Below are 26,348 nucleotides of genomic sequence, written 5' to 3'. Positions count from 1 at the left end.
AAAAAGTCTGATCGAGCGAAGGAGCTAGCATGAACATGATCTACAACAGCGAGCAGTACAGCGTGGTCGAATTCGGCGTCGATCACAACCTCGAAGCCCTGCGCTTTGGAGGCTATGAAATTGTCGATAAATCTGGCCGCTGCGAAGCTTTTATTTGCGGCAAGCTAGCCCAGTCGTTCCGCAGGGATGTCAACAATCTGATTGCCAGCGAACCTACGATGGAAGAAATCGACGAGTTCCTGGGATCGTACGACTCCCTCATGAGCCAGCCGGTATTGCTGCATTAATGGCATGCCAGGCAGTGGCGCAACCACCCAGCCCTGTCACGGATGCAGGGCGCCAGTAGTACAAGAGGATATCCGCGCGGCATCGTTCGCGCGGATCCGTCAGTTCTATAGTTCAAATGATTCAAGTTCGCGTTGGTGGCGGAGTTGGTGCCCAATTCTTGGCACGACAAACTTGTCGCACTTGTAGCGATATCTTGCTGCGTACCCTGCCTCACCAACACTGATCCGGCATGCACTTGTCTCCGGCGACAATCTGGACCCTACGATACCTTCAGGGTACTGCTTTTTGCATGGACGTCAGATCTTGTCGAGCGTGATGGGCAAATCCCGGATCCGCTTTCCGGTCGCATGAAACACCGCGTTCCCGATCGCCGCGGCCACCCCCACAATCCCCACTTCGCCTACTGCCTTGCCGCCCATGGGGCTGGCCTGCAGGTCCGGCACGCCTACCGACATGGTGGTGATGGCCGGGATGTCGGCATTGACCGGCACCAGGTAGTCGGCCAGGTTGGCGTTGGTGATGCGGCCGTCGCGCTTGTCCGGCGCGCCCGCTTCCAGCAGCGCCTGTCCCACCCCCATGACCATGCCGCCGATCCACTGGCTCTCGGCCAGGGTCGGGTTGTACAGGCGGCCGCAGTCAAAGGCGCCCACCATGCGGCTGACGCGGATGGTGCCGAAATCCTCGTCCACCCGCACTTCGACAAAGATCGCACTCCAGCTGTGGGCCGAAACGCCGCCCTCGGTTGGCGCGCGCATTTGCGAAAAGCCGCGGTCGGCCGCGTCGCGCTCCTTCTCGGTGGCGTCAGCGGCGAAGGTGTCGCGCGCGACTTCCACGCGCTCGCGCGCAGTTGCCGTCAGCAGCTGCGCCAGCGTGGTGCCGCGGCCAGGGCGGCGCGCCAGGTGCACACTGCCGCGCGTCCATGCCAGGTCAGCCACCCTGGCGCCGAACAGGGGCGAGCGGGGATCGGTGGCGGCGATGTCGAGCAGTGCCTCGCGCGCCGCCACGGCCGTCTTGTGGACCGCGGCGGTGAGCAGGTTGGCCAGCTGCGAGCCGCCCGCTACCGGCGCCCGCGGCAGGGTGGTGTCGCCAAGCGACACCAGCACATGGTCGAGCGGCACCCCCAGCACGTCCGCCACCGTCTGCGCCAGGATGGTGTAGGTCCCGGTGCCCAGGTCCGCGCCGCGGCTGTGCACTTCCACCAGGCCGCTGGCGTGCAGGACGATCTTCGCTTCGCCCGGCGTGCGCCGTACCGGATAGGAGCCAGTCGCCATGCCCCAGCCTATCAGTTCCCGGCCCTGCTTCATGGAGCGCGGCTGCCGATTGCGCGCCGACCAGCCAAAGGCCCGCGCTCCCGCGTCATAGGCCTGGCGCAGGTTGCGCGAGCTCCAGGCGATGTTGTGGTGCGGGTCGCGCTCGGCATAGTTACGCAAACGCAGCTCGATCGGGTCGAGGTCGAGGGCGTATGCCAGTTCGTCCATTGCCGTCTCCAGCGCAAAGGAACTGGGGGCCTCGCCGGGCGCGCGCATCGGTCCGGGATTGACGGTGTTGACCGGCACCACGCTGTGGCGCGATGCCAGATTGGGCGTGGCATACGTGATGGTGGTGGTGGCATTGCATGCTTCCACATACATGTCGTCAATGGCGGTCTCGTTCCAGCCCTGGTGCACGATCGCGCGCAGCTTGCCATCGCGGTCGGCGCCCAGCGTCAGTGTCTGCCTGGTGGCCGGGCGCCCGCCAAAGCCGGTAAACGTCTGCTGGCGCGTGAGCGACAGTTTGACCGGCCGGCGCAGCACGCGTGCGGCGGCGCAGGCCATGGCCACGTGCGGATGGGGTGACGCCTTGCTGCCGAATGCGCCGCCCACATAGGGCGATACCACGCGCACCCTGGCCGGATCGACGCCCATCCACTGCGCGATCACCTGGCGCGCGCCGCCCACCCATTGGCTGGGCTCCCACACGGTCAGTTCGTCGCCGGTCCAGGCCGCGATGCAGGCATGCAGTTCCATCGGCATGTTGTATTCGCGCGGCGTGGTGTAGGTCCCGCCGGCCCTGACGGGACTGCCCTGCAGCGCCGCTGCCGCGTCGCCCCACGAGACCGTCAGGTGCGGGACCGGTTTGGCCCTGGCCCGCCGGTCGTCCATGTGCAGCACCGCGCTGGCCCTGGCGTAGCTCACCTTGACCAGGCGCGCGGCATGGGTGGCCTGTTCCAGCGTTTCGGCTACCACCAGTGCGATATGCTGGCCATTGAAGCGCACGCGCTTGTCCTGCAGCGGCGTGAAGGCTTCAAAGGCGGCGCCGCCCTTGCCGGCCACCGTAGCCTGGGCAATCGGCAGGCGGTTAAACGGCGAATAGACAGCGATCACGCCCGGCGCGGCGCGGGCGGCGGTGCTGTCGATGCGTTTGATGCGCCCCGATGCAATGGTGGACTGGACCACGACAGCATGCACCATGCGGTCGAGCGAACGTTCAACGGCGTAGCGCGCGACGCCCTTGGCCTTCTGTTCGCCCTCCTGGCGCGGGATGCGTTCGCCCAGCGCCGCGCCGGGACCTGTGGCGAGGCGCGCAGGCGCGGCCTGCGCTGCTGCCGGCGTGGCCACTGCCGCGGCCGCGGCACCTGCTGCCATGCCCTTGATCACGCTGCGGCGGCGCAGCTTCATGTTCAACAGCGCCTTCATGCCAGTCCTCCCGCTTCCATCAGGGCCCGGGCCACCACCCTGGGCGTGAGCGCGAGCTTGTAGCGGTTGTGGGCATGCGCCCTGGCGCCATCGACCGCGCGTTCGGCGGCGGCGCGCACGTTCGCTTCCGTAAACAGCTTGCCAGTTAAGGCTTCCTCCACCGGCATGGCGCGCCATGGCCGGGTGGCCACGCCGCCCAGCGCCACCCGCACCGCGCGCACGGTCTGGTCATTGGCCAGCTCCAGCCCCACGGCCGCGCTGGCCGCTGCGAACTGAAACGAAGCGCGGTCGCGCACCTTGAGATAGTGCGAGCGGCGCAAGGCGGCGCTGACGGGAAGCTCGATGGCGGTGATGATCTCGCCCGGCGCCAGCTCGGTTTCCAGGTCCGGCCGGTTCCTGGGAAGGCGATAGAAGCCGTCGACGTCCGCCACGCGCGCCACCTTGCCGGCGATATGCAGCCTGGCCCCGAAGGCCATCAGCGCCACTGCCAGGTCGCCCGGATAGGCGGCAATGCAGCTGGCGCTGGTGCCGAGGATGGCATGGTCGCGGTTCACGCCAGCCAGGGCCGCGCAGCCCGACCCCGGCTTGCGCTTGTTGCAGGCGCTGTAGGCCTGGGGATCGCGGAAGTAGCTGCAGCGCGTACGCTGCAGAAGGTTGCCGCCCAGCGTGGCCATGTTGCGGATCTGGGGCGACGCGGCCAGCGCCAGCGCCTGCGTCACTGCCGGCGCGGCGGCGCGCAGGCCCGCGTGTTCACTGCACTGGGCCATGGTGGCCAGGGCGCCGATGCGAATCGACGCCACGCCCACCTCGATGCCAGCCATGTCGGGCAGGCGAGCGATGTCGATCACGCGGCGCGGCGCCTCGACCCCGCATTTCATCAGGTCGAGCAGGGTGGTGCCGCCGGCCAGGATGCGGGTGCCGGCCTGGCTGGCCTCCATCAGGGCGTTGGCTTCGTGCGTGGCGCGGGAGTAGTCAAAGTCGATCATGGCGCGTCCTTGGCCGCCTGGCGCACGGCCTTGACGATATTCGGATAGGCGCCGCAGCGGCACAGGTTGCCGCTCATGTAGTCGCGCACTTCGTCATCGCTGCCGGTGTGCCCTTCGGCGATGCAGGCGATCGCCGACATGATCTGGCCGGGCGTGCAGTAGCCGCACTGCAGCGCATCGCAGGCCACGAACGCGGCCTGCACGGGATGGAGCTTGCCATCGTCGCCGCTGACGCCCTCGATGGTGCGCACCTGCCTGCCTTCGGCCTGCACGGCCAGGGTCAGGCAGCTCAAGACCCGCTTGCCATCGATGTGGACGGTGCAGGCGCCGCACTGGCCATGGTCGCAGCCTTTCTTGGTCCCGGTCAGCTCAGCATGCTCGTGCAGGGCTTCAAGCAGAGTCAGGCGCGGTTCGACCCGCATCTCGTGACTTTGTTTGTTGATCTGGAGACGAATACTGTGAAGTGGCATGCTGCTTCCTTTGACAAGCTTATTTTGAAATATTGCGAACTTGCACACTTTAACCGCCTCCGGCGCGCGCACGGCAAAATGCAACGAGGAAATTTTCGTTTTGAGGACGGGGCGCGACACTCGGGCGCAAAACCGGCCGTGGTATGCTGATCGCATGTGCCAACTCCTCGGAATGAATTGCAATGTCCCGACCGACATTGTGTTTAGCTTTACCGGCTTCGCCATGCGCGGCGGCCATACCGATACCCACCACGACGGCTGGGGGATTGCCTTTTTTGAAGGCGCCGGGGTGCGCCATTTTGTCGACCACCAGGCCGCCATTGCCTCCCCGGTAGCCGAACTGATCAAGCAGTATCCGATCAAATCGCGCAACGTCATCGCCCACATCCGCAAGGCCACCCAGGGCCAGGTGGCGCTGGAAAACTGCCATCCCTTCGTGCGCGAGCTGTGGGGGCGCTACTGGGTGTTCGCCCACAATGGCGACCTCAAGCAATTTGCGCCGGCCCTCGATGGGGCGTTTCGCCCGGTAGGCACCACCGACAGCGAGCGTGCGTTCTGCTTCATCCTGCAGGAACTGCGGCGCCGCTTTGGCGACAGCGCGCCGCCGCTGGACGCATTGCGGGCGGCGCTGGGCGAGCTGGCGCACGCCATTGCCGCCCACGGCACCTTCAACATGATGCTCTCGGACGGCGCCGCGCTCTACGTGCATTGCTCCACCAATCTGCATTACGTGGTGCGGCAATACCCCTTTGTCACGGCGCGGCTGTCCGATCAGGATGTCAGCGTGGATTTTTCCCAGGTCACCACGCCCGACGACCGGGTCGCCATCATCGTGACCGAGCCGCTCACCGCCAATGAAACCTGGACCCGCTTCGCGCCGGGCGAACTGAAAGTGTTTGTCGACGGGATGCCAGCCTGAGATGTTTCAGGTACATTAGTGCCATTGACAATACCGACCACGGAAACGCAGATGAGCACCAGGCCAGCCGACCCCTCCCTGACCGCCAATGTGCGCGATTTTTTCCTCGGCCGCCAGCCGATCCTGGACCGCAACCAGGCCCTGTTCGGCTATGAAATGCTGTTTCGCACGGCCGACTCAGGCGACGCCAACATCGATACCGACATCAGTGCCACGGCCGCCGTGATTGCCCACGCGGCCCAGCTGGGCCTGGACAAGGCCATTGGCGAGGCGCTGGCCTTCATCAATGTCGATGCCGAAGTACTCATGAGTGACATCTTTGTCTTCCTGCCGCGCGACAAGGTGGTGCTGGAAATCGTGGAAACCATGACGGTCACGCCGGCCATCCTGGCGCGCATTGGCGAACTGGCGGGCCACGGCTTCCGCTTTGCCCTCGACGACGTGGTCAAGGTGTCCGACCAGGTCAGGCAGCTGCTGCCGCTGATCGACTTCGTCAAGCTCGACCTGCGCCACATGCCGCGCCCGCAGCTGGTGGAGCTGGCCCACACCTTCCGGCAAGCCGGCAAGAAACTGCTGGCCGAGAAGGTGGAGTCGCGCGACGATTACGACGCCTGTGTGGCACTCGGCTTTGATTATTTCCAGGGCTTTTATTTTGCCAAGCCGGCCGTCATTTCCGGGCGCAAGCTGTCGCCCTCGCAGCTGGCCGTGATCGAGATGATGAAACTGATCACCTCCGACGCCGACAACAACGCCATCGAGCGCGCCGTGAAAAAGGATGTGACGCTGGCGCTGAACCTGCTGCGGCTGGTGAACTCGGCCGCCGTGGGGGCGCGCTACCGCATCGATTCGCTCAACCAGGCGGTGACGGTGCTGGGCCGGCGCCAGCTGCAGCGCTGGCTGCAGATCCTGCTGTACGCCGAGCCATCGCGCGCAGGGCAGCGCACCACGCCGCTGCTGATGCTGGCCACCACCCGCGGGCGCATGCTGGAGCTGCTGGCGCAGCGCCTGCAGCCGTCCCAGCGCAATGTGGCCGACGTCGCTTTCACGGTGGGCATCATGTCGCTGATGGATACCCTGTTTGGCATGTCGATGGAAGACATCCTGCAGCAGATTCCCGTCAGCGATGATGTCAGTGCCGCCTTGCTGAACCGTACGGGCTTTTTCGGCGAACTGCTGCACCTGACCGAGTCCATCGAACAGCTGGAAGACAAGGAAACCAATATCGCCCCCGCGCTGCGCGACCTGGCGCTGAGCGCGGACGACCTGGTGGAAGCGGAAATGGCCGCGTTCGAGTGGAGCGACAACGTGGTGCGCTACGCCATTTAAACGCGCCCGCCGGAAAAAAAGCGGACCCGCAGGTCCGCAAGCTGGTCAAGCGTGCAGCCTCAGGTGCCGCCCACCACCTGGCGGTGCAGTTCCGGGTCGCTGCGCAGTTCCCACAGGGCCAGCAAGGCCACCGCCACGCCCACGATCACGCAATTGCTCATCATGGCGCTGCGGTCGGCCAGCGCATCGACCCAGGGCGAGACGGCCACCCACACGCCGACGGCCAGGTTGAGCATGACTGCCCAGGCATAGGTTTTATACAGGTCAAAGGCCGCGAGCAGCATGATGACGGTGCCGGCGATGTTCGCGTTGAGCGCGATTGCCGACCCGGGCACGTAATCGAGCGCCCACGGGGAAAAGAATAGCCACAGGCCCAGCAGCAGGATGACCTGATCCTGCCAGCGCCTTTTGGTGAAGTGCAATGCCATGATGCCTCCTGCAGGTAAGCCGGCGCGGAACAATACGGGCATATACAGCAGGGCAGCGCTGCGCCGGGCGCCGCCTGTACTGGCTTAGGCCAGCAAAGGCGCAAAAAGTTCAGCGGCCGCGGGTGCTCATGACAGGTTGGGCGCCAGCCAGCGTTCCACGTCCTGCTTGTCCACGCCGCGCCGCGCCGCCATGTCCGCCGCCTGGTCGTCGCCGATCTTGCCGACCACGAAGTACTTCGATTCCGGGTGGGCAAAATAGAAGCCGGACACGGCCGCGCCGGGGAACATGGCATACGATTCCGTCAGCGCCATGCCGACCTCGTCGGCCTGCAGGGTCTTGAACATGTCGGCTTTCACCGTATGCTCGGGACAGGCCGGATAGCCGGGGGCGGGACGGATGCCCTGGTAGCGCTCGGCGATCATGTCGTCGTTGCTGAGGTTTTCGTCCGGTGCGTAACCCCACAGGTCGGTTCGCACGCGCTCGTGCAGGTATTCGGCAAACGCTTCGGCCAGGCGGTCGGCCAGCGACTTGAGCATGATGGACGAGTAGTCGTCATGTGCGTCCTCGAAGCGCTTCTCGTATTTTTCTATGCCCAGGCCGGCGGTGACGGCGAACATGCCGATGTAATCCTTCACGCCCGACGTCTTGGGCGCGATGAAATCGGCCAGGCACTGGTTGGGCCGCTGCACGCCATCGACCACCGGCTTGACGCCCTGCTGGCGCAGGCCGTAGTAGGTAAAGGCGACGCTGCTGCGCGTCTCGTCGGTATAGATTTCGATATCGTCGTCGCCCACACTATTGGCAGGCAGCAGGGCGATGACGCCGTTGGCGGTCAGCCAGCGCCCTTCGATGATGCGCTTGAGCAGGGCCTGGCCTTCTTCGAACACGCGGCTGGCAGCGTCCCCCACCACCTCGTCTTTCAGGATGGCAGGGAAGGGACCGGCCAGGTCCCAGGTCTGGAAGAACGGACCCCAGTCGATGTAGCGCGCAATGGTGGCCAGGTCCACGTTCCGAAATTCGCGGCGGCCAATGAACTTGGGCCGCACCGGGTCGAATGCCAGCTTCATCTTGTTGGCGCGCGCGGCGGCCAGCGGCAGAATCGGCAGCGCCTTCTTGCTGGCATGCTGCTCGCGAATGCGCACGTAATCCTGGGCAATGTCGTCGATGTACTGGTCGCGGCTTTCGGGCGTGAGCAGCGACTGCGCCACCGAGACCGAACGCGAGGCGTCGGGCACATACACCACAGGACCGTCATAGTTGTGGGCGATCTTGACGGCCGTGTGGGCGCGGCTGGTGGTGGCACCGCCAATCAGGAGCGGAATCTTCATCATGCGAAAGTGCGGGTCGCGCTGCATTTCACGCGCCACGTGCGCCATCTCTTCCAGCGACGGGGTAATGAGGCCCGACAGGCCGATCATGTCCGCATTTTCCACCTTGGCGCGCGCCAGGATCTCCGAACACGGCACCATCACGCCCATGTTCACCACTTCAAAGTTATTACACTGCAGGACCACCGAGACGATGTTCTTGCCGATGTCATGGACGTCGCCCTTGACGGTGGCGATGACGATCTTGCCCTTCGGTTTGGCCACGATGCCGGTGCGCTTTTCCTCGGCCAGCTTTTCTTCTTCAATGTAGGGAATCAGGTGCGCCACGGCCTGCTTCATGACCCGGGCCGATTTGACCACCTGCGGCAGGAACATCTTGCCCTGTCCGAACAGGTCGCCCACCACGTTCATGCCATCCATGAGCGGGCCTTCGATCACGTGGATGGGGCGCCCGCCATTGCCCAGCAATTGCTGGCGCGCTTCTTCCGTGTCTTCCACGATCCATTGGGTGATGCCGTGCACCAGCGCATGCGACAGGCGCTGCTGCACCGTGCCGCTGCGCCACTCCAGGTTTTGCACATCCTGCCGCCCGCCCGCCTTGAGGGTGCCGGCAATGTCGATCATGCGCTCGGTGGCGTCCGCACGGCGGTTGAGCACCACGTCTTCCACCCGCTCGCGCAGTTCGGCCGGGATGTCGTCATACACGCCCATCATGCCGGCGTTGACGATTCCCATGGTCATGCCGGCCTTGATGGCGTGGTACAGGAACACGGTGTGGATCGCTTCGCGCGCCGGGTCGTTGCCGCGGAAGCTGAATGACACGTTCGATACGCCGCCCGAGATCTTCGCGTGCGGCAGGTTGTCCTTGATCCAGCGCGTGGCATTGATGAAGTCCACTGCGTAGTTGTTGTGCTCTTCGATGCCGGTGGCGATTGCAAAAATGTTGGGGTCGAAGATGATGTCTTCGGGCGGGAAGGCCACCTGCTCGGTCAGCACCTTGTAGGCGCGCGCGCAGATTTCAATCTTGCGCTCGAAGGTGTCGGCCTGGCCCTGCTCGTCGAAGGCCATGACGATGACGGCGGCGCCGTAGCGCCGGCACAGGCGCGCCTGGCGGATGAATTCTTCCTCGCCTTCCTTCATCGAGATGGAGTTGACGATGGCCTTGCCCTGCACGCACTTGAGGCCTGCCTCGATCACCGACCACTTGGACGAGTCGATCATGATGGGCACGCGCGAAATGTCCGGTTCCGACGCGATCAGGTTGAGGAAACGCTCCATGGCCGCCTGCGAGTCGAGCATGGCCTCGTCCATGTTGATGTCGATGACCTGGGCGCCGTTTTCTACCTGCTGGCGCGCCACCGACAGCGCTTCGTCGTACTGCTCATTGAGAATCATGCGCGCGAACGCCTTGGAGCCGGTGACGTTGGTGCGCTCGCCCACGTTGACGAACAGGGAGTTCTCGTCAATCGTGAAGGGCTCCAGGCCCGACAGGCGCTGGGCCACGGGAATGGCCGGCACGGCGCGCGGGGCGGTGGTGGCCAGCATGTCGGCAATGGCCTTGATGTGGTCGGGCGTGGTGCCGCAGCAGCCGCCGGCAATATTAATGAAGCCGCTGTCGGCAAATTCGCGCAGCAGGGCCGAGGTGTCGGCCGGCAGCTCGTCAAAGCCGGTGTCGCTCATGGGGTTGGGCAGGCCGGCATTCGGGTAGATGCAGACGAAGGTATCGGCAATTTGCGACAGCTCCTGGGCATATGGCCGCATCAGGGCCGCGCCCAGGGCGCAGTTGAGGCCAATGGTGAGCGGCTTGGCGTGGCGCACCGAGTTCCAGAAGGCGGGCACGGTCTGGCCCGAGAGGATGCGGCCGGAAGCATCGGTGACGGTCCCGGAAATCATGATCGGCAGGCGCGGCAGGGCGGGATGCTCGTCAAAGTACTGGTCAATGGCGAACAGGGCTGCCTTGCAGTTGAGGGTGTCGAAGATGGTCTCGACCAGCAGCACGTCGGCGCCGCCATCGACCAGGCCGCGCACCTGCTCGTGGTAGCTGGCCACCAGCTGGTCAAAGGTGACATTGCGCGCCGCCGGGTCGTTCACGTCCGGCGAGATCGATGCCGTCTTGGGCGTCGGCCCCAGGGCGCCGCAGACAAAGCGCGGCTTGTCGGGCGTGCTGTACTTGGCGCAGGCCGCGCGCGCCAGGCGCGCCGCTTCCACGTTCATCTCATAGGCCAGGTGGGCCATGTGATAGTCGTCCTGGGCAATGCCGGTGGCGCCGAAGGTATTGGTCTCAATCAGGTCGGCGCCGGCGGCCAGGTAGCGCTCGTGGATTTCCTGAATGATGTGCGGCTGGGTCAGGGTGAGCAGTTCATTGTTGCCCTTGACGAAGAGCTCGCGCGCGCCGCTGGCCGCGGGCGCGGCAAAATCAATGAAGCGGCCGCCGGGACCGCCCCGATAGGCCGTTTCATCGAGCTTGTACTGCTGGATGATGGTGCCCATCGCGCCATCCAGGATCATGATGCGGCGCCGCAGGATGTCGCGCAGCTGACTGTCAATCGGGGATGGGACGGCGGTAGTGATCATGTGGTCTTTCATCTGGGCGGGTCGGCGGCGCGCAGCCGGCAGGGCCGGAAGGCGGCCTGAAATTATACGTCAACAGCAATAAATGCTCTGGAGACCCCTCTTTTGTATATTTATGTAATTTCCAGTCGCTCTGATACATAGCGTTACAAATCACGGCGTGCCTGCAATCTTTACGATACATGAGCGGATCACAATTGTATTTATGCAGCAACACATGATGATGAGGAAGAAACTATGAATGACGAGTTCCAAGCGACCTGGCCCGAGCAGGGTTCCACCAGCAACGATAGCGCTCCCGTGACCGCGCGTCCTGGCAGCAATCAGCAGCTCAAGCAGATCGTGACGATCCGCCTGGATGTGGACATGCTCAACTGGTTCAAGTCGGCCGGTCCAGGGTACCAGACCCGGATCAATCAGATCCTGCGCGACCACATGGATGCGCAGCGCGCCGCCAAGGCGGCTGCGGAATAATTGGGAATTGCCGGGCAGGCTTTTTATTGAAAGCTGAGCCCGGCCAGAGGAAATGATTTGAGGAACTCGGCAGCAGGCAAGCGCTTGCCTCCGGGTTTTTGCAGTTCCGTCAGGCGCAAGGAGCCCCGTCCGCAGGCCAGAACAATCCCGCCCTGGGCGTCAGCGGCCAGGATGGTGCCGGGCCGGTGCGCCGATTTTTCTTCCACGACCTGCGCTCCCCAGATCTTGACCGTCACGCCGTTGACCTGGCCGTGGGCGCCGGGGAAGGGGTTAAAGGCGCGGATCTTGCGCCCGATATCCACCGCCGGTGCGGTAAAGTCGAGCGCCGCTTCTTCCTTGGTGATCTTGGCCGCGTAGGTCACGCCGTCGGCCGGCTGGGCTGTTGCGGCCAGCTTGCCGTCGGCCCGCAGCCGCAAGGCTTGCACGATCATGTCGGCGCCGAGCGCTGCCAGACGGTCGTGCAGGGTGGCGGTGGTGTCCTGTTCGCCAATCTGGACCTGTTCCATCAGCAGCATGGGGCCGGTGTCCAGGCCTTCTTCCATTTCCATGATGGTCACGCCCGTGTCGCGGTCGCCCGCCTCGATGGCGCGGTGGATCGGTGCGGCGCCGCGCCAGCGTGGCAATAATGAACCGTGGATATTGATGCAGGGAGCGATGTCGAGCGTGCTGCGTGGCAAAATCAAGCCGTACGCCGCCACCACCATGACGTCATAGTCAAGCGCCAGCAGGCGGTCGTGGGCGGCCTTGGCCTGGGCGGCACGTTCCGGATCCTTGCTGTCGAGCCGCAGCGACAAGGGTTGCAAGACCTCGATCCCATGGGCCTGGGCGTATTGCTTGACGGCCGATGCCTGCAGCTGCATGCCGCGCCCGGCCGGGCGGTCGGGCTGGGTGAGCACCAGCGGAATGGCGAAACCTGCGCGATGCAGCGCCTGCAGGGCCACCGCGGCAAACTCGGGCGTGCCGGCAAAAACGACGTTCATGCCTCAGTAGCGCCGGCCGGCAGCTTTGAGCGCCGCTTCGCGCTGCATGCCCCGTTCTTCCTTGAGCATCTTGGCCTTGATGCGGTTGCGCTTGAGAGGGGAGAGGTATTCCACGAACACCTTGCCGGCCAGGTGGTCCATTTCATGCTGGATGACCACGGCCATCAGCTCGTCCGCTTCCAGTTCGAACGGCTTGCCGTCGGCGTCCAGTGCGCTCACGCGGATCTGGGCCGGGCGCTCCACGCCATCGTACACGCCCGGCACCGACAGGCAGCCTTCATCGTAGACGCGCTTTTCGGCGCTGGCCCAGGTGATCTGCGGATTGATGAATACGCGCAAGTCATCCTTGGTTTCGGTAATGTCGACCACGATCAGCTGTTCATGCACGTCGACCTGGCTGGCAGCCAGGCCCACGCCGGGCGCCTCGTACATGGTTTCCGCCATGTCGGCCACGAGCGCATGGATGCGCTCGCCAAATTCGGTCACGGGCTTGGCAACCTTATGCAAACGCGCATCCGGATAGCGGAGGATATTAAGTATTGCCATAATTTTAATTAACTCGGTAACAATTCGTTTGTTTATTTCTCATGCACAAGTGCTTAAGATGCCATAAAACAACAAAAACACAACAGGTCAAGAGGGAGGTGGGGCGCGGTTTTTCTTGCTAGTTCAAGGATTTATGTGCAGAATTTGATCCAGTTCGGCAAGCCTTGTCCCCACTTTTGTCGTTAGGGTAGCGTTACTAGCTGTCTCTTGCGCTTTGGCTGGCACAGGTAATAAGTCCAGCTAGCAATAATGTGTAATGCCGCACTTAACGGACATCTCCAATGAAAAATTTTAGCACAGTCAGCGCCCGCCTTGCAGTTGCAGCGCTATTCGCCGGCGTTCTCGCCACTCCCGTGCAAGCCGCCGGCGCCGCCGAGCGCCGCAGCTGCGAATTCAAGCCCAATGCACCGGACCAGCACGTGGTCGTCAAGGGCGATACCTTATGGGATATTTCCGGCAAGTTCCTGGCGCATCCATGGTGCTGGCCCCAGGTGTGGGGCTTGAACAAGGCAGAGATCAAGAATCCGCACTGGATCTATCCGGGCCAGATCGTCTACTTTGACCGCGCCACCGGCCGCCTGTCGCTCAACAAGCCCGGTTCGGGCAGCGGCATGGCCGGGCCCAATGGCACGGTGCGCCTGTCGCCCCAGATCCGCAATGAAGGTCTGGGCAGCGATGCCATTTCCTCGATTCCGTCCGAACTGATCGAGCCTTTCCTGACCCGTCCCTTGATCATCAGCGCCAACGAGCTGGAGAAGGCGCCCCGCATCGTGGCCGGGCAAGAGGGCAAGGTCTTCCTGGGCAAGGATGACAAGGCCTATGTGCGCGGCGACCTGAACGGCGTCAGCTCGTTCCAGGTGTTCCGTCCGGGCACGCCGCTCAAGGATCCCAAGACCGACAAGCTGCTCGCTTACGAGGCGGTGTACCTCGGTTCGGTCAAGCTGCATGCGGAAGCCAAGGCTGGGAGCGACATCCATACCTTCGTGCTGGCGTCATCGGTGCAGGAAATTGGCGTGGGCGACCAGCTGGTGCCCCAGCCGCCGACGGCCTTGCAGAACTATATGCCGCATCCGCCGCTGGAATCGGTCGAGGGCAATGTTGCCGGCGTCTATTCGGGTGTGAAATATGCCGGCCAGAATCAGGTGGTGAGCATTAATCGCGGTGCACTTGACGGACTCGATGTCGGCGCCGTCATGCAGCTGTACACTTTGGGCAGAACCGTGGAAGACCGCACGGCGAAGGCGAATCATTTCGGGCGCCGCCCCACGATCAAGCTGCCGGACGAAGAATCGGGCACCTTGTTCATTTTCCGCGTGTTCCCGAATGTCTCGTATGGATTGATCATGCAGTCGACCCAGCCAGTGGAAGTTGGCGACGTCGTCAAGTCACCGGAGTAAATTCCACCGTGCAAGCCACGGAACCCTCCCCCCGAGCCGGCCCGGCAGACGCCCTGGCCCACTGGCTGCGCCTGGAACTGACCCCGGGCGTGGGAGGGACCTCGGTCAGGGACCTGATCGACCGGTTCGCCACCCCGCATGCCGTGCTGGCCGCCAGTGTCGACGAGCTGGCGGGCGTCATTTCCCGTAATAAAGCGCGCACCCTGCACGCCCCGCCATCGGCCGAGCTGGCCGCTGCCATCGATGCCGCCCTGGCATGGGCGCAGATGCCCGGGCATGCCATCATTCCCATGGACGACGCGCGCTATCCGGCGACCCTCAGGCAGCTCTCCGATCGTCCCCTCCTGCTGTATTGTATTGGCCGCACCGAATTGCTGGCCAACCAGTGCCTGGCCATGGTCGGCAGCCGCAATGCCACCCAGCAGGGATTGATCAATGCGCGCGCCTTTGCCCAGGCCCTGAGCGAGGCGGGCCTGACCATCGTGTCGGGCCTGGCGGCCGGCATCGACGCGGCTGCCCACGAAGGGGGCCTGGCCGGCGCCGGCGCCACCATTGCCGTGATCGGCACCGGCGCCGACCGCATCTACCCGGCGCGCAACCGGGCGCTTGCCCACGCCATTGCTGCCAAGGGCTGCATCGTCAGCGAGTACTCACTTGGCACGCCGCCGGCGAGCGCCAATTTCCCCCGCCGTAACCGCATCATCAGCGGCCTGTCGCGCGGGGTGCTGGTGGTGGAAGCGGCGGCCGGGTCCGGCTCCCTGATCACGGCGCGGGTGGGCAATGAGCAGGGCAGGGATATCTTTGCCATTCCCGGCTCCATCCATTCGCCCCTGGCCAAGGGTTGCCATTACCTGATCAAGGAGGGCGCCAAGCTGGTCGAGTGCGCCTGGGATGTGCTGGTGGAACTGCACCTGGAGCAGGGGGCCGTGGCGGGGCCGCTGTTCGGGCATGGGACACAGGGCCACGATGAATTGCTCGACGCCATGGGGTACGGCCCCGTGGATGGCGATACCCTGGCCGCGCTGCCGGGCATGGGCCCGGCAGCGCTGGCCACCCGCCTGCTGGCCCTGGAAATGTGCGGGAAGATAGAACGGTTGCCTGGCGGATTGTTCCAGCGCATCAATCGATGAGGCGGGGCGTACAGGGCTTGTGTTAAAACGAGCTTAACTGATAGAGTAGAGCCATGTTTGATATCCTGGTCTACCTGTACGAGACGTACTACCGTCCTGACGCCTGTCCGGAGCCGGAAGCGCTCGCCCGTAAACTGTCGGCCGTCGGCTTCGATGAGGAAGAAATTTCCGAAGCCATCGTCTGGCTGAGCGACCTCACGGAAATGGCCGGTGCCGACACCGGCGCCGCCTTTGCTTCCTCCGGTACCCGCTTCTACGTGGAACAGGAATACGACGCGCTCGGCACGCCCGCCGTCGGCTTCATCCAGTTTCTCGAAAGCGCCAAGGTGCTCACGCCCGTGCAGCGCGAAATCGTCATCGAGCGGGCGCTGGCGCTGGAAGAGTCGCCCGTGGGACTGGGCAAGCTCAAGATCATCGTGCTCATGCTGCTCTGGAGCCAGGGCAAGGAACCGGACGCACTCATGTTCGACGACCTGTTCGGCTCCGACGATGAACAGGCCCCGCGCCTGCTGCACTGAGCCGGCCGTGCCCGCCGTGGCACTTTTTCCCCTCTTCCCTGTAGAAACAACGCAAACGGGCGTGCCAGCGCCCCGTTTCGCTGATTGTATACACGTGTGTGCATCGGCCACTTGCGGTTTTCCCGGCAACCCGCTTATCATTGGCCGCGCAAGCGGATTGTTACAATTCGTGAATCAGGATGGCCACGTGCCTAGCCGAAATCAATGGCGCCTGCGCACGAGCATGTATGATGCGCGTGCCGAACCACTACTATAAGTACGACGAGAACCCTATGACCAAAACCCTCATCATCGCCGAGAAGCCCTCCGTCGCGAACGATATCGCCAAGACGCTGGGCGGCTTCACCAAGCACGATGAGTATTTCGAGTCCGACGAATACGTCCTCTCGTCCGCTGTGGGCCACCTGCTGGAAATCGCGGTGCCGGAAGAGCACGACGTCAAGCGCGGCAAGTGGAGCTTTGCCCACCTGCCCATGATTCCGCCGTACTTTGCACTGAACCCGATCGCCAAGACCGAGGCGCGCCTGAAGGTGCTCAACAAGCTCATCAAGCGCAAGGATGTCTCGCAGCTGATCAACGCATGCGACGCGGGCCGCGAAGGTGAACTCATTTTCCGCCTGATCGCGCAAAACGCCAAGGCCAAGCAGCCGGTCAAGCGACTGTGGCTGCAGTCGATGACGCCGGGCGCGATCCGCGAAGGCTTCAAGCAGCTGCGCAGCGATGAAGAGATGCTGCCGCTGGCCGACGCCGCGCGCTGCCGCTCCGAGGCCGACTGGCTCATCGGCATCAACGGCACCCGCGCCATGACCGCGTTCAATTCGAAAGAGGGCGGCTTTTACCTGACCACCGTGGGCCGCGTGCAAACGCCGACCCTGTCGATCGTGGTCGAGCGCGAAGACAAGATCAAGCGCTTCGTCCCGCGCGACTACTGGGAAGTGCGGGCCGAATTCGTGTGCGCCGCCGGCGTGTATGAAGGCCGCTGGCTGGACCAGTCCTTCAAGAAGGATGAGAACGATCCGGAAAAGCGCGCCGAACGCCTGTGGAGCCGCGCCGCGGCCGACACCATCGCCATGGCCTGCAAGGGCCGTCCCGGCAATGTGACGGAAGAATCCAAGCCCACCACCTCGATGGCGCCGGCCCTGTTCGACCTCACCAGTTTGCAGCGCGAGGCCAATGGCCGCTTCGGCTTTTCGGCCAAGAACACGCTCGGCCTGGCGCAGGCGCTGTACGAAAAGCACAAGGTGCTGACCTATCCGCGTACCGACTCGCGCCATCTGCCGGAAGACTACATTGCTACCGTCAAGGAAACCATGCTGTCGCTGGCGGAGAACAACAACTACCACCAGTTCGCCAAGCAGATCACTGACAAGGGCTGGGTCAAGCCGAACAAGCGCATCTTCGACAATGCCAAGATCTCGGACCACTTTGCCATCATCCCGACCACGCTGGCGCCCAAGAACCTGTCGGAACCGGAGCAAAAGCTGTATGACCTGGTGACGCGCCGCTTCATGGCAGTGTTCTTCCCGCCTGCGGAGTTCCAGGTCACCACGCGCTTTACCGAAGTGTCGGGCCACCAGTTCAAGACCGAAGGCAAGGTCATGACCAACCCGGGCTGGCTCGCCATCTACGGCAAGGAAGCGTCGACCGACAGCGACAAGGACGACAACACGGGCGGCAACCTGGTCCCGGTGGCCAAGGGCGAGAAGGTCCATACCGAAAAAGTCACGGCCAATGGCCTGGTCACCAAGCCGCCCGCACGCTACACGGAAGCGACGCTGCTCTCGGCCATGGAAGGCGCCGGCAAGCTCATTGACGACGACGAGCTGCGCGACGCCATGGCCGGCAAGGGCCTGGGCACGCCGGCGACCCGCGCCGCCATCATCGAAGGCTTGCTGGGCGAGCGCTACCTGCTGCGCGAAGGGCGCGAACTGATGCCGACGGCGAAAGCGTCGCAGCTCATGACGCTGCTGCGCGGCCTGGGCGTGAACGAACTGACGGCGCCGGAATTGACCGGCGAGTGGGAATACAAGCTCTCGCAGATGGAAAAGGGCAAGATCTCACGCGAAGAATTCATGCGCGAGATCGAAAAGATGACCCAGATCATCGTCAAGCGCGCCAAGGAATACAACAACGACACCATTCCGGGCGACTATCACACGCTCAAGACGCCATGCCCCAACTGCGGCGGCGTGGTCAAGGAAAACTACCGCCGTTTTGCCTGCACCAAGTGCGAATTCAACATGAGCAAGACGCCGGGCAGCCGCCAGTTCGAGATTGCTGAAGTCGAAGAGCTGCTGGCCAACCGCACCATCGGCCCGATGCAGGGCTTCCGCTCCAAGATGGGCCGTCCGTTCGCGGCCATCCTGCGCATCGTGCGGGACGAAGAGATCAAGAACTGCAAACTCGAATTCGATTTTGGCCAGAATGACGAAGGTGGCGAAGACGGCGAAGGCGTCGACTTTACCGGCCAGACCGCGCTCGGACCATGCCCCAAGTGCAGCGGCGGCGTGTACGAGATGGGCCTGGCCTACGTGTGTGAACACAGCGTGGCCAAGCCCAAGACATGCGACTTCCGCAGCGGCCGCATCATCCTGCAGCAGGAAATCCTGCCCGAGCAGATGACCAAGCTGCTGGTTGAAGGCAAGACCGACCTGCTGCCGGGCTTTGTATCGCAGCGCACGCGCCGTCCGTTCAAGGCCTTCCTGGTCAAGGGCAAGGATGGCAAGATCAGTTTCGAGTTTGAAGAGCGCAAGGCAAAAGCGCCCGCCAAGGGCAAGGCCGCGCCGGTAGCCGCGCCGGTAGCCGAAACGGTGGAAGGCGAAGAAGCGGCGCCTGCCAAGGCGGCAGCGAAGGCGCCGGCCAAAAAGGCGGCGGCGAAAAAAGCACCGGCCAAAAAAGCCGCTGCAAAAAAGGCACCTGCGAAGAAGGCGGCGCCAAAGAAGTAAGCTCACACAACTACGCTCACACGCCACGCCGTAGTAAAAGAGAGCGCGCCTTCCTCGCCGGATGGCGCGTTTTTTTATGCCAGCGTGGCCAGCTCGCGCTGCAGGTTCGCGCGCGCCTGCTCGTCGTACAAGTCGGCGAAGTAAGGATCGGCGTACAACGTGCGCAGGCCCAGGAAGTGGCGCAGGATATTGGCGCGCCCGGCGCGGTAGCTCGCTTCATCCACATGCGCGTATTCCACCCGCACCGAGCGCGCGTAGTTGTCGTAGACATCCTCCGGCTGGCCAAAGATGGCCAGGTCGGCGCTCATCATGGCGCTGGAGAGGCGGTGGGCCGGCGCGGCGGGACGCGCATGCTCGGTGGTGCGGATCAGGGCCGTCACGTCGTCGCGCGCGGCGCCGTCGTCGAGCGCGCTGGCGATCCACAGGCGCGCGCTCTGTTCCTCGTTCGATACGCCGTCGATGCTGCCGCCATAGACGGCATCGTGAAACCAGAACGCCTTCTTCAGTGCCGCGGTGTCGGCGGCGCTGGCACCGGTGTTGGCGGCCCAGGCGCGCAACTCCGACAGGCCGTGAACCAGGTGGTCGAGATTGTGATAGGCCCGGGACGGCCCATCGTAGCCGTCGGCGCCGGTCAGGCGCTCGAACCATTCACCGGCCGTGCTGTGGCCTTGCGGCCAGAGCGAATCCCACTCGTTGCGCAGCCAGTCCAGGATCCAGGCGCGGTAGGCCGGCGCCGGCATGAAGCGCGCCGTGGTCCAGTGCCAGCCCACGGGGCCCTGCAGGCCGCGCACGAAACTCGAGCTGACCGAGCCCAGGTCGCGCGGCGGCATCACGAACAGGGTCTTGGAGCCGTGCAGGACGTCCACGTTGGCCTGCTGCAGCAGGTTTTCGTAGTCGAAGTCGGTGGTGTTGCGGATGCCGCGGATGAGAAAGTTGATGCCGTGGCGCTTGGCCGCGCGCGCCGTGTAGTCGCCGCGCACGATCATCACGCTCACGTTGTCCCAGCCCACGGCCGCCACGCTGCTTTCGATAATTTCCTTGCGCCGGTCCGCCGTGAACTGCGGCCGCTTGGAGGCGTTTTCCGAAATGAAGACCACCACTTCATCGGCCAGCTCACGGGCTTCACCGATCACCCACATGTGGCCATTGGTGATCGGGTCCAGCGTGCCGGAAAAGGCGATTTTTTTCATTGAAAGGCTCCACAATGCGCTCGGGCTCCCATCATACCGCCAGCGGCGTTCCGTGCCGAGTGGCTGCCGCCTGCGGCCGCCCTAGGCGGGGGCATGCAGGGGCAGCGTGAGGCGGAATGCGGCGCCCTGGCCGGGCACACTTTCCACTTCCAGCCGGCCGCCGTGGGATTCCGCCAGCTGGCGCGCGATGTACAGACCGAGGCCCAGGCCTTCGCGCACTTCCTTGGTACTGGCCCGCTCGAACGGGTTGAAGATGCGCTCCTGGTCTTCCGGCGAAATGCCGCTGCCCTGGTCCTTGACCTCGATACTGGCATGGTCCTCGCCGGTGGTGAGCGTGATTCTTACCGGCTTGCGTCCGCCATAGCGCAGCGCGTTGGTCAAGAGGTTGATGATGATCTGCTCCAGGCGGAACTCGTCCCACACGCCTTCCACCGGCGCCGGCGCATGCAGCTCGATGGTGCCGCCGGCAGCTTCCGTGCGCTGGGACAGGTCGCTGACGATGCGCGCCAGCAGGCTGGCCAGCTCGGCCTGGGCAGGACGGATCGACAGCTTGCCGCTGCGGATGCGCGTCACGTCGACCATGTCGTTGATCAGGCGGATCATGGCCTGGATCTGGCGCCCGTCGCGCGCGACCATGGTGCGCAACAGATCTTCGCTGAACGCTTCCATATTGCCTTTTTCAAGCTGCATGCCGCGCAGCTGGGTTTCCAGGAACAGGGTGTTGAGCGGGGTGCGCAATTCGTGCGCCACCATCGACATGAAGTCGTCGCGCATTCTTACCGCGTGCTCAAGCTCGGCCTGGGTGGCGCGCAGTTCGCGCCGGCTTTGTTCCAGTGCCTCCACCTGGCGCTTGACTTCGTGGCGCTGCTGGCACAGGGCCACAAACACATTGACCTTGCTCTTGACGGCCGCGATGTCGAGCGGCTTGTACAGAAAATCGACGGCGCCAGTTTCGTAGCCCTTGAAGGCGTAATTGAGTTCCTTGCCGGCCGCGCTGACGAAGACAATCGGCACGTGGCGCGTGCGGTCGGTGCCGCGCATCAGTTCTGCCAGTTCAAAGCCATCCATCCCCGGCATCATGACGTCGACAATGGCCAGCGCGAAGTCGTGTTCGAGCAGCAGCGACAGGGCCTGCTCGCCGGAACTGGCCTGGTAGATGATGCGGTCATCCTGCTCGATGATCTTCGACAGGGCCAGCAGGTTTTCCGGCAAGTCGTCGACTATCAGCAGTTTGGTGGTGTGCTCTTGGCTGCCAGGCGCGTTCATGGCCATCACATGGTCTCCAGTTTTGCCAGCAGCGCGTTCATCTCGCGCAGCGGCAGGATCATTTCCGGCTGGCGCAGACGAATCGCCGCCGCCGGCATGGTCGAAATTTCGGCATCCTGCGGGTCCTGGGCGATCGTCAGCCCGCCGCTGTCGGTGATGCTGGCCAGGCCCGCCGCCCCGTCCTGGCTGGCGCCGGTCAGCAGGATGGCGCAGATGTCGGCGCCGTAGGCGTCGGCGGCCGACGCCATGAGCACATCGATGGACGGGCGCGAAAAATGCACCGGGTCTTCCTGGCTGAGGGAAAAGCTGCGGTCCCTTTCAATCGACAGATGATAGCCGGGCGGGGCAAAGTAGACGCGGCCAGGCTGCAGCATCTCCTTGTCCTGCGCCTGCAGGACCGGCATGGGCAGGTGCTGCTGGAATACCTCGGCCAGGCGGCTGTCGCGGTCTTCCGGTACATGCAGCACCACCACCACCGGAAAGCGAAAGCCTGGGTGCAGGCCGGGGAGCAGGCGCAGGAGGGCGTCGATACCGCCGGCGGAGGCGCCGATGACGAGTGCCTGGATGTGGCGGCGCTGGCGCGGCTTTTGCCGCGGCTGGGTGTTGGGCTGGCTCATTTCGCCACCTTCCGGTAGATGCGCTCCGGTTTGACCAGCGGTTCAAAGGCACCGGCATAGGCCGAAAAGTCGATGGTTTCCTTGCTGCCCAGCCCCAGGAAGCCGCGGTAGCACAGCGAATCGTGGAACAGGCCCAGGGCCCGCTCCTGCAGGCGGCGGTTGAAATAGATCAGTACATTGCGGCAGCACACCAGGTGGGTCTCGGAAAAGACGCTGTCGGTTGCCAGGCTGTGGTCGGCAAAGCTGACATTGTCGATCAGGCTGCGGTCAAACAGCACGCTGTCGTAGGCTGCCGTGTAGTAGTCCGACAGCGCCGCGCGCCCGCCCGCCATCTGGTAGCTGGCAGTATAGGCGCGCATGCGCTCGAGCGGATAGACGCCCTTGCGCGCCCGCTCCAGCGATTGCGGGTTGATGTCGGTGGCGTAGATGATGGAGCGCTCGAGCAAGCCTTCTTCCTTGAGCATGATGGCGATCGAATAGACTTCCTCACCGGTGCTGCAGCCGGCGATCCAGATCTTGAGCGAGGGGTAGGTGTGCAGGTGCGGCACCACCTGTTCGCGCAGGGCCAGGAAGTAGGCGGGGTCGCGGAACATTTCGCTGGTGGGGATGGTGAGGTATTGCAGCAGCGTCATGAAGGCGTCCGGGTCGTGCAGCACGCGCGCCTGCAGCTCGGAGATGCTCTCGCAATCCATCTGATGCAGGGCGTGATGCACGCGGCGCTTTTGCGAGGCGCCGGAATAGTCCCGGAAGTCATAGCTGTACTTCAGGTAGATCGCCTCCATCAGCAGGCGCAGTTCGATCGTGCCGCTGTCCGGATTATTCATTTACAGGCGCTCCACGCTCGGCAGCCATACCCGCAGCAGCGAATACAGGCGGTCCAGGTCAATCGGCTTGGCCAGGTAGTCCGAGGCGCCCGCGCGCATGCACTGTTCCTGGTCATCCTTCATGGCCTTGGCGGTGATGGCAATCACGGGCAGCTTGGCAAAGCGCGCATCGGCGCGCAGGCGGCGTGTCGCTTCCAGCCCGTCCATGCCCGGCATCATCACGTCCATCAGCACCAGGTCCACGTCCGGCACTTCGTCAAGCTTGGCGAGCGCCTCAAAGCCGTTGCGGCCCACTTCCACCTCGATGCCTTTCTGCTCCAGCGCGCTGGTGAGCGAGAAGATGTTGCGGACATCGTCGTCAACCAGCAGGATGCGGCGCCCGTCGAACACCCGGTCGCGGCTGCGCACGGTCTTGAGCATGCTCTGGCGCTCGGCCGACATTTGCGACTCGACCCGGTGCAGGAACAGGGTCACTTCGTCGAGCAGGCGTTCGGGCGAACGCGCGCCCTTGATGATGATGGAGCGCGAGTACTTGAGCAGTTCGGCTTCCTCGTCACGGGTCAGGGTGCGGCCGGTGTAGACGATCACCGGCGGGAAGGCGCGAATCTGCTCGGCGGCCATGGTGCGCAGCAGTTCGTGGCCCTGCATGTCCGGCAGCTTGAGGTCGATGATCATGCAGTCGAACAGTTCGGCGCGCAGCAGCGCCAGCGCCTCGGCGCCGGTGGCCACGGCGCGGATCTCCACATCCTCGCCGCCGATCAGCTGCACCACGCTCTCGCGCTGGCGCTCGTCGTCTTCGACCAGCAGTACGCGCTTGAGCTTTTGGGTGAACTTGCCTTCCAGGGTCTGGAATACTTCACGCAGGCGTTCGCGCGTGGCCGGCTTGACCACGTAGCCGACGGCGCCAAGCTGCAGGGCGGCATCGGCGCGGTCGTTGGCCGACACGATGTGGACCGGGATGTGGCGCGCCTCCGGGTCATCCTTGAGCTTTTGCAGCACATCGAGGCCGGAACCATCGGGCAGGCCCAGGTCGAGCAGGATGGCGTCCGGCAGCAGTTCGTGCGCGGTGCGCAGGCCGTCAGCGGCGTTGTGCGCGACCAGGCAGTGGTACTGCATTTCGTGGGCCAGGTCGAACAGGATGCGGGCAAACGTCACATCGTCTTCGATCACCAGCACCGTGCGCGCCCCATCGCGTTCGCGCGCGCGGTCGTCGGGGAACTGCGCCGTCACTGCCGGCGCGGCGCTGGAAGGGGCCGCGGCCGGGGCAGCGGGGCGGGACGCCGGCAGGGCGGCGGCTGGCGGCGTGGCCTGTACGCCCAGTGCCGCCGGCAGCACCAGGGTGAAGGTGCTGCCCTTGCCGGGCGTGCTGCTGATCTCGATCCGGCCGCCAAGCAGGGCGGCCAGGTCGCGCGAGATGGACAATCCCAGGCCGGTGCCACCGTAGCGGCGGCTGGTGGTGCCGTCGGCCTGGCGGAACGCTTCAAAGATGATGCTCTGCTGGTCCTGCGCTATGCCGATGCCCGAATCATGCACGGCAAACGCAATCATGCCGTCATCGTGGCCGGAGATGGTCAGCGACACCTGGCCCTGGTCGGTGAACTTGATGGCGTTCGACAGCAGGTTCTTGAGGATTTGCTGCAGGCGCTGGCCATCGGTGTGCAGCGAGGGCGGCGCCGCGGGATCAACTTCGGTGGTAAAGCTCAGGTGCTTCTGCTCGGCCAGCGGCGCAAACGTCATGCGCATGGAGTCGGCCAGGCTGACCAGGGATATGGTTTCCGGCGCCAGTTCCAGGCGGCCCGCTTCCACCTTGGAGATATCCAGAATGTCGTTGATCAGGTTGAGCAGGTCGTTGCCGGCTGCGTAGATCGTATTGGCAAACTGGATCTGTTCCGGCTCCAGGTTGCCCTTGGCATTTTCGCTCAGGAGCTTGGCCAGGATCAGCGAACTGTTGAGCGGGGTGCGCAGTTCGTGCGACATATTGGCCAGGAATTCGGACTTGTACTTGCTGGCACGCTGCAATTCCCGGGCGCGCTCTTCCAGCTCCACCTTGGCCACGCCGAGGGCCTCGTTGCGCTGGTCCAGCGCCCTGGCCTGGTCTTCCAGCTGTTCGTTGCTCTGCTCCAGTTCGGCCTTCTGGTTTTCCAGGATGGTCTGTGACTCTTCCAGCACGCGCGACTGCTCTTCCAGTTCCTCGTTGGCGGTGCGCAGTTCTTCCTGCTGCACCTGCAGTTCTTCGTTGAGCTGCTGGGTTTCAGCCAGTGCATCCTGCAGGCGGCGGCGCGCCATGGCGCCCTCGATGGCGCGGCCCACATTCGGCGCCACCAGTTCGAGGAACTCGAGCGTGCGCGGTGGCGGCAGCTGCAGGTAGCCAAGCTCGATCACGCCGTTGGCCTGGCCTTCGTTTTCCACGGGGACCAGCACCACGTGGCGCGGGGCGGCGCTGCCCAGCCCTGAACTGATCTTCAGATAGTGATCCGGCAGGTCGGCCAGCATGATCACGCGCGAGGACGACATGGCCTGTCCCACCAGGTCGCGGGCATGGGACACTTCATCTTCGCGCGCGCTGTCCTGGGGCGAGACGCCATAGCCGCCGATGCGGCGCAAGGTGCCATCTTCATCGCGCGCGTAGATGGCGCCGATGGTGGCGCCCGTGTAGCTGGCAATGTGGTCCAGGGTGGCCGCGCCCAGGCGCGCCAGGCCTTGCTGGCCGATGAAGCGTTCAGCCAGGGCGGTCTGGCCGCTGCGCTGCCAGGCCTGGCGTTCGAGGGCGTCGGCATGTTCGCGCTGCTGGTCGATCACATCGTTGAACGACTTCGACAGGCGCAGCAGGTCGCGCCGGCCAAACCAGGCCAGGATGCAGGCCAGCGCCAGGCTGGCAATGAGGTAGATCGCCACGCCAATGCGGGTAAAGCGCTGGGCGGCCGCGCTGCGCTCGATGAGCTGGCGCTGCTCGATGAGCAGGAACTGGGAAAACTGTTCGCGGATTTCATCGAAAATGAGCTTGCCGCGGCGGCTGCGCACAAAACTGACGACATCACCGTCGGCGCGGCGCAAGGCAATGGCGTCATTGGCAAACTGGGTCCACTGGCTTTGCAGCTCCACCACCTGGCGCAGGCGCGATGTCTGCGCCGGATCGTCCTGCGACATTGCAATCAGGTTCTGCATGGCCGGGCCGGACTTGGCCAGCGCGATATTGTAGGGCGTCAGGAAGGATTCATCATGGGTAAGCATGAAGCCGCGCAGGCCGCTTTCCTGGTCGACCGCCAGCTTGGACACCTCGTTGGCCTGGCGAATCACGCGCTCGGACTGTTCCACGCCCGACAGGATCGACAGCAGATAACCGACAACGCCGATGAAAATGAGCACGCTGAAGACGCCGATTGCCAGCGGGAGGGCGACGTTTCTCGTGAGAATGCTCTTGAAACGATGGTGGTCAATGCTGGCGGCGCTGTGCATGCTGCTCTTCCGT

The 26,348-nt window shown here is 64.1% G+C and carries 20 protein-coding genes; 8 read left to right on the top strand and 12 right to left on the bottom strand.

Annotation, left to right across the window (positions count from 1 at the left end; all coding sequences use genetic code 11):
* Positions 1 to 29 precede the first annotated feature (29 nt).
* A complete protein-coding gene (locus KY495_RS04795) occupies positions 30 to 287 on the top strand; it encodes a DUF3567 domain-containing protein (RefSeq protein WP_219882611.1) in 258 nt (85 codons plus the stop codon).
* A 297-nt stretch (positions 288 to 584) separates the two neighbouring features.
* Here the strand turns inward: KY495_RS04795 and KY495_RS04790 are convergent, their stop codons facing one another.
* From KY495_RS04790 to KY495_RS04780, 3 genes are read right to left on the bottom strand one after another with little or no spacing between them, the layout of a single operon-like run.
* Positions 585 to 2,963 carry a xanthine dehydrogenase family protein molybdopterin-binding subunit gene (locus KY495_RS04790; RefSeq protein WP_219882610.1) on the bottom strand — a complete coding sequence of 793 codons (2,379 nt, stop codon included), beginning with the start codon at positions 2,961 to 2,963 and terminating at the stop codon, positions 585 to 587.
* Positions 2,960 to 3,949, bottom strand: coding sequence for a xanthine dehydrogenase family protein subunit M (locus KY495_RS04785; protein WP_219882609.1), 990 nt, complete (start codon positions 3,947 to 3,949; stop codon positions 2,960 to 2,962). The genes KY495_RS04790 and KY495_RS04785 overlap by 4 nt, the downstream gene beginning before the upstream one ends.
* Complete coding sequence (locus KY495_RS04780) at positions 3,946 to 4,419, bottom strand: (2Fe-2S)-binding protein (RefSeq protein WP_229518497.1); 474 nt, start codon at positions 4,417 to 4,419, stop codon at positions 3,946 to 3,948. The genes KY495_RS04785 and KY495_RS04780 overlap by 4 nt, the downstream gene beginning before the upstream one ends.
* A gap of 154 nt (positions 4,420 to 4,573) precedes the next feature.
* On the opposite strand from KY495_RS04780, the gene KY495_RS04775 reads away from it, so the two are divergent.
* Positions 4,574 to 5,338 (top strand): class II glutamine amidotransferase, encoded by a 765-nt coding sequence (locus tag KY495_RS04775; protein ID WP_219882607.1) that lies wholly within the window; start codon positions 4,574 to 4,576, stop codon positions 5,336 to 5,338.
* Positions 5,339 to 5,389: 51 nt separating this feature from the next.
* Positions 5,390 to 6,664, top strand: a complete 1,275-nt coding sequence (locus KY495_RS04770; RefSeq protein WP_219882606.1) for an EAL and HDOD domain-containing protein — start codon at positions 5,390 to 5,392, stop codon at positions 6,662 to 6,664.
* Between the two features lie 59 nt (positions 6,665 to 6,723).
* Here KY495_RS04770 and KY495_RS04765 read toward each other — a convergent pair whose 3' ends face one another.
* Both KY495_RS04765 and metH read right to left on the bottom strand, forming a co-directional pair.
* Positions 6,724 to 7,092 carry an SPW repeat protein gene (locus KY495_RS04765; RefSeq protein WP_219882605.1) on the bottom strand — a complete coding sequence of 123 codons (369 nt, stop codon included), beginning with the start codon at positions 7,090 to 7,092 and terminating at the stop codon, positions 6,724 to 6,726.
* Positions 7,093 to 7,218: 126 nt separating this feature from the next.
* The gene (gene metH, locus KY495_RS04760; protein WP_219882604.1) at positions 7,219 to 10,995 is read right to left on the bottom strand and encodes a methionine synthase; all 3,777 of its coding nucleotides are present in this window, start codon (positions 10,993 to 10,995) and stop codon (positions 7,219 to 7,221) included.
* 198 nt (positions 10,996 to 11,193) lie between these two features.
* On the opposite strand from metH, the gene KY495_RS04755 reads away from it, so the two are divergent.
* Positions 11,194 to 11,466, top strand: coding sequence for a BrnA antitoxin family protein (locus tag KY495_RS04755; protein ID WP_267876174.1), 273 nt, complete (start codon positions 11,194 to 11,196; stop codon positions 11,464 to 11,466).
* 23 nt (positions 11,467 to 11,489) lie between these two features.
* Here the strand turns inward: KY495_RS04755 and fmt are convergent, their stop codons facing one another.
* Entirely contained in the window at positions 11,490 to 12,446 is a 957-nt protein-coding gene (gene fmt, locus KY495_RS04750; RefSeq protein ID WP_219882602.1) for a methionyl-tRNA formyltransferase, read from the bottom strand.
* Positions 12,447 to 12,449: 3 nt separating this feature from the next.
* On the bottom strand, positions 12,450 to 12,992 hold the full coding sequence (def, locus tag KY495_RS04745; RefSeq protein ID WP_219882601.1) for a peptide deformylase: 543 nt from the start codon (positions 12,990 to 12,992) through the stop codon (positions 12,450 to 12,452).
* 281 nt (positions 12,993 to 13,273) lie between these two features.
* Between def and KY495_RS04740 the strand changes: the two genes are divergently transcribed.
* From KY495_RS04740 to KY495_RS04725, 4 genes are all read left to right on the top strand, one after another.
* Positions 13,274 to 14,389 (top strand): LysM peptidoglycan-binding domain-containing protein, encoded by a 1,116-nt coding sequence (locus tag KY495_RS04740; RefSeq protein ID WP_219882600.1) that lies wholly within the window; start codon positions 13,274 to 13,276, stop codon positions 14,387 to 14,389.
* Positions 14,390 to 14,397: 8 nt separating this feature from the next.
* A complete protein-coding gene (gene dprA, locus KY495_RS04735; RefSeq protein WP_219882599.1) occupies positions 14,398 to 15,519 on the top strand; it encodes a DNA-processing protein DprA in 1,122 nt (373 codons plus the stop codon).
* Between the two features lie 53 nt (positions 15,520 to 15,572).
* The gene (locus KY495_RS04730) at positions 15,573 to 16,037 is read left to right on the top strand and encodes a DUF494 family protein (RefSeq protein ID WP_219882598.1); all 465 of its coding nucleotides are present in this window, start codon (positions 15,573 to 15,575) and stop codon (positions 16,035 to 16,037) included.
* A gap of 272 nt (positions 16,038 to 16,309) precedes the next feature.
* The gene (locus tag KY495_RS04725) at positions 16,310 to 18,982 is read left to right on the top strand and encodes a DNA topoisomerase III (protein ID WP_219882597.1); all 2,673 of its coding nucleotides are present in this window, start codon (positions 16,310 to 16,312) and stop codon (positions 18,980 to 18,982) included.
* Between the two features lie 74 nt (positions 18,983 to 19,056).
* On the opposite strand, the gene coaD is transcribed toward KY495_RS04725, so the two are convergent.
* The 5 genes from coaD to KY495_RS04700 all read right to left on the bottom strand — a co-directional run bounded on the left by coaD (position 19,057) and on the right by KY495_RS04700 (position 26,335).
* Positions 19,057 to 20,172: a pantetheine-phosphate adenylyltransferase gene (gene coaD, locus KY495_RS04720; RefSeq protein ID WP_219882596.1), complete on the bottom strand. Its 1,116-nt coding sequence runs from the start codon at positions 20,170 to 20,172 to the stop codon at positions 19,057 to 19,059.
* A gap of 81 nt (positions 20,173 to 20,253) precedes the next feature.
* Positions 20,254 to 21,444: a hybrid sensor histidine kinase/response regulator gene (locus tag KY495_RS04715; RefSeq protein ID WP_229518604.1), complete on the bottom strand. Its 1,191-nt coding sequence runs from the start codon at positions 21,442 to 21,444 to the stop codon at positions 20,254 to 20,256.
* Complete coding sequence (locus tag KY495_RS04710) at positions 21,444 to 22,055, bottom strand: chemotaxis protein CheB (protein WP_219882595.1); 612 nt, start codon at positions 22,053 to 22,055, stop codon at positions 21,444 to 21,446. The genes KY495_RS04715 and KY495_RS04710 overlap by 1 nt, the downstream gene beginning before the upstream one ends.
* Positions 22,052 to 22,879, bottom strand: a complete 828-nt coding sequence (locus KY495_RS04705; RefSeq protein ID WP_219882594.1) for a protein-glutamate O-methyltransferase CheR — start codon at positions 22,877 to 22,879, stop codon at positions 22,052 to 22,054. Before KY495_RS04705 ends, KY495_RS04710 begins: the two co-directional genes overlap by 4 nt.
* Positions 22,880 to 26,335, bottom strand: coding sequence for a response regulator (locus KY495_RS04700; protein WP_219882593.1), 3,456 nt, complete (start codon positions 26,333 to 26,335; stop codon positions 22,880 to 22,882).
* Positions 26,336 to 26,348: the final 13 nt, after the last annotated feature.

The sequence above is a fragment of the Massilia sp. PAMC28688 genome, assembly GCF_019443445.1.
Lineage (GTDB): Bacteria > Pseudomonadota > Gammaproteobacteria > Burkholderiales > Burkholderiaceae_D > Telluria_A.
This window is presented reverse-complemented; position numbering and strand designations above follow the sequence as displayed.